Annotated in this window: 5 protein-coding genes; 2 read left to right on the top strand and 3 right to left on the bottom strand. The window is 33.8% G+C overall.

Annotated elements, in window-relative coordinates:
* On the bottom strand, window positions 1–404 hold a 404-nt coding region (locus QUF07_RS13610), incomplete at its 3' end, for a tyrosine-type recombinase/integrase (RefSeq protein WP_289427978.1).
* Window positions 405–480: 76 nt separating this feature from the next.
* Between QUF07_RS13610 and QUF07_RS13605 the strand changes: the two genes are divergently transcribed.
* Window positions 481–759 carry a type II toxin-antitoxin system Phd/YefM family antitoxin gene (locus tag QUF07_RS13605; protein WP_002834561.1) on the top strand — a complete coding sequence of 93 codons (279 nt, stop codon included), beginning with the start codon at window positions 481–483 and terminating at the stop codon, window positions 757–759.
* Window positions 759–1,115: a type II toxin-antitoxin system YafQ family toxin gene (locus tag QUF07_RS13600; RefSeq protein ID WP_014271908.1), complete on the top strand. Its 357-nt coding sequence runs from the start codon at window positions 759–761 to the stop codon at window positions 1,113–1,115. The genes QUF07_RS13605 and QUF07_RS13600 overlap by 1 nt, the downstream gene beginning before the upstream one ends.
* Window positions 1,116–1,220: 105 nt before the next feature.
* Here the strand turns inward: QUF07_RS13600 and QUF07_RS13595 are convergent, their stop codons facing one another.
* The gene (locus QUF07_RS13595) at window positions 1,221–1,523 is read right to left on the bottom strand and encodes a type II toxin-antitoxin system YafQ family toxin (protein WP_289427968.1); all 303 of its coding nucleotides are present in this window, start codon (window positions 1,521–1,523) and stop codon (window positions 1,221–1,223) included.
* Window positions 1,513–1,791, bottom strand: a complete 279-nt coding sequence (locus QUF07_RS13590) for a plasmid mobilization protein (RefSeq protein ID WP_003625288.1) — start codon at window positions 1,789–1,791, stop codon at window positions 1,513–1,515. The genes QUF07_RS13595 and QUF07_RS13590 overlap by 11 nt, the downstream gene beginning before the upstream one ends.
* Window positions 1,792–2,884: the final 1,093 nt, after the last annotated feature.

Raw genomic sequence — 2,884 nt, 5'->3', positions numbered from 1 at the left:
ATTCCTAATAGATCGCCAACCTTACTCATAATTTTGTAGAACTGTTTTTCAGTAATATGGCGTTCTGGGTGTTGAATGGAAGGAAAGAGCCATTCAGAATCCAGCTGATGATCAAGTAGCCATTGACGGTACAATAAGAGCTCTGTTTGAACAGGTTTAAGGTACAAGGTATTAGGTTTACCAGTTTTTCGGTCGTGAATAAACGCATTTTGTTTAATAGAACCGTCCGGATTAAAAATATCGGCCTGTTTTAAGCGCATGACATCACTGACTCGCAGCAGTGTCGCTTTGCCAACTTGAAAAACTGTATAGTTACGCCGGCCAGCTTTAAAGTTGTTGAGTAAGGTATCTTGAACCTCTTTGAGAACGTTTGAATCTTTGATGGGTAAGACAACTTGTTGCATAGTTTTAGCTCCTTAAAAAATTGATTTTTAGTACAAATTAAAGTACAATATTAAGTACAATGAAAGGGTGGTAAATATGACATTAGCACTAACACAGAGCGATTTTCGCGCTAACCTAAAAAAATATTTAGATCAAGTTAATGACGAAGATGAAACCGTTTATATTGCTCGTTCAAATAGTCGCGCCGTGGCCATCGTTTCACAAGAAAAAATGGACTGGCTAGAAAGAGCATTAAAAGCGAAAGAAGGTTCGTTAGAATATGCAATTGCGCGTGATCAGTTAATTAAACGACATGTTTTACCTGATGATGAAATTGTTGAATCAAATGATGATTATTGGGGTCAGTTTAAATAATGAAAAAACTAAGATTTAAACCACGTGCAACCTTTAATGCTGATCTAAAACGGTTAGCCAGTTTAGACAAATCTATTATTGATGAAGTTCGAGCAGCCATTGACCTGTTGCTTGAGCAGCAACAATTACCACCAGAATTTGAAGATCATGAGCTTAATCGGCGAATGAGCGGTTATAATGAATTTCATTTACGAGACACCCCGAAAAACAAAACACCAAGCGAAACTAACGATGTTCTGGTTGTTTATACGATTGATACAGATGAACTAGTCTTAATTGGAATTCGAGTCGGATCGCATGATCGTTTATTTCCTGGTCAAAATCGTTCCAAAAGGTATCGAAAAAATGACGAATAAAAGAAGTCATTTATACCATATGAAAACAAATAGCCCCCAATATCTATAATGTAGATATTGGGGGCTATTTTAATTTATTTTTTTATAAGTGCCCCTAAACTATAGCTATTGATTCAAGATTTCATGGGAGCCAGTTGCAACCAATAACAAAATCAATTCATCATGATCTAGCTGATAAATAACAATCCAGTTGTCATAATTTTTACCATAGTTTCCATATCTGGCAGGGTGAAATTCACGATAGCCACGCCAATTTCCTTTTAATGCATGATCTTTAATCTGTTTCAAAACAAGTACATCTTGTTCAACAATTGCTTCTAAACAAGGCTTCAAGATAGTTATTGGGAAATGTTTTTTGACTAGTTTTTTTAATTCACGTTCAAAAGATTTGGTCTGTTTAATTTGCATCTAACTTATCGATCCAATCTTCAAAGTCAGTCAATGAACCAATGTTTTTGACCTGCCCTGTTTCTGCTTCTTTTTTAGCGGCTAAGGCTTCCGGAGAATCTAAAAAGCTGACTAATCGAACTTCATTATTGGCCGCTTTAACTAACGATAAGCGTATATACTCAGAAACGGTTAGCCCTTGTTTTGCTAGATTAGCTTTAGCCCGTTCACTAATGTCAGGTGTTACACGAGTTGAAATTGTCTTGTTTTTAATAATAGTATTACTCATTCTAATCCGCCTCCTTTAAGTTTACCATCGTATTACATTATAATATTCGATTTTTAGGTTTTCTGCAACTAAATTAATTTTAAAGTAAAGGAACTAACAGCTTATGCAACAAGTTGTCTTACCCATCAAAGATTCAAACGTTCTTAGAAGCTGTCTCAGGAATCAGCTTACATCCATTTACTAAGGCAGATACAAAATGTGACGGTTTATTGAAGCATAGAGCACATAATTGTTCCTCAAAAGGACATTGGCATATTACGTGCTGGTATAGGAGCAATCGGTATTATAGCTTACATTTTTGATCAAGATAATTTTTCTGATATTCATCAATCTCCCTCCCCAAAAAAAGATTACATAATTTTAAATCCAATCAATCACTAATCTATTACTTCTTAATTTTACAGATACCAAGTATAAAAAAAATAAAAAACAATATTAAAAAAATAACTGGAATTGTAACTAATGGGGTCATAAAGTAATTAACTTGATTAGTTATTTTAGTTCCATCTTGCAAAACATCCGATGTTGATAGCATCTCAGAAAAAACATTCATAATTTGTAGTAAAAATATTGTTAATAAGGCAAAGCTACCAAACAAACTAGATAGTTTAAAACAATCCAATTTTATCACCTACTTATCCCTAACAACACGACTCACAACACCATCGTACTTATATGCAAAAGCCTTAAGATGTTTCTTTTGTGTTGATGATCCGACTATTTTTAGGTATTCTATTCGCGTAATCTTATATTTTCGATACCTCTTACGATACTGAACTTTTTGTCGATATTTTCCATTAAAAGAAAACGGAACATTTATTGTAACGGTATCTGACCTAGTTACATTAAACCCTAACAAAGCAGTCAACTTTCCCTTAGACAGTGAAACATTCCCTGTTAAAGAGTTAGCCCACGTTACCGATTTAGAAAAAGTCGATTTTGTTTTCTTTTTTGCAGAATAAATAGTATTCCAATTACTATACTTATGTCCAATATATTTTTTATGAGGCTTAGTATAAGAAGCTGTCCAAGATCTATGATTTTTGATATACTTCTATGTAAAAAGCGAGTTTAAGCTATGAAAAATTATCCC

The organism is Lentilactobacillus sp. TOM.63 (assembly GCF_030361045.1).
GTDB lineage: Bacteria > Bacillota > Bacilli > Lactobacillales > Lactobacillaceae > Lentilactobacillus > Lentilactobacillus dabitei.
The sequence above is the reverse complement of the archived record's forward strand: the minus strand, read 5'-3'. Positions and strand labels throughout refer to the sequence as shown.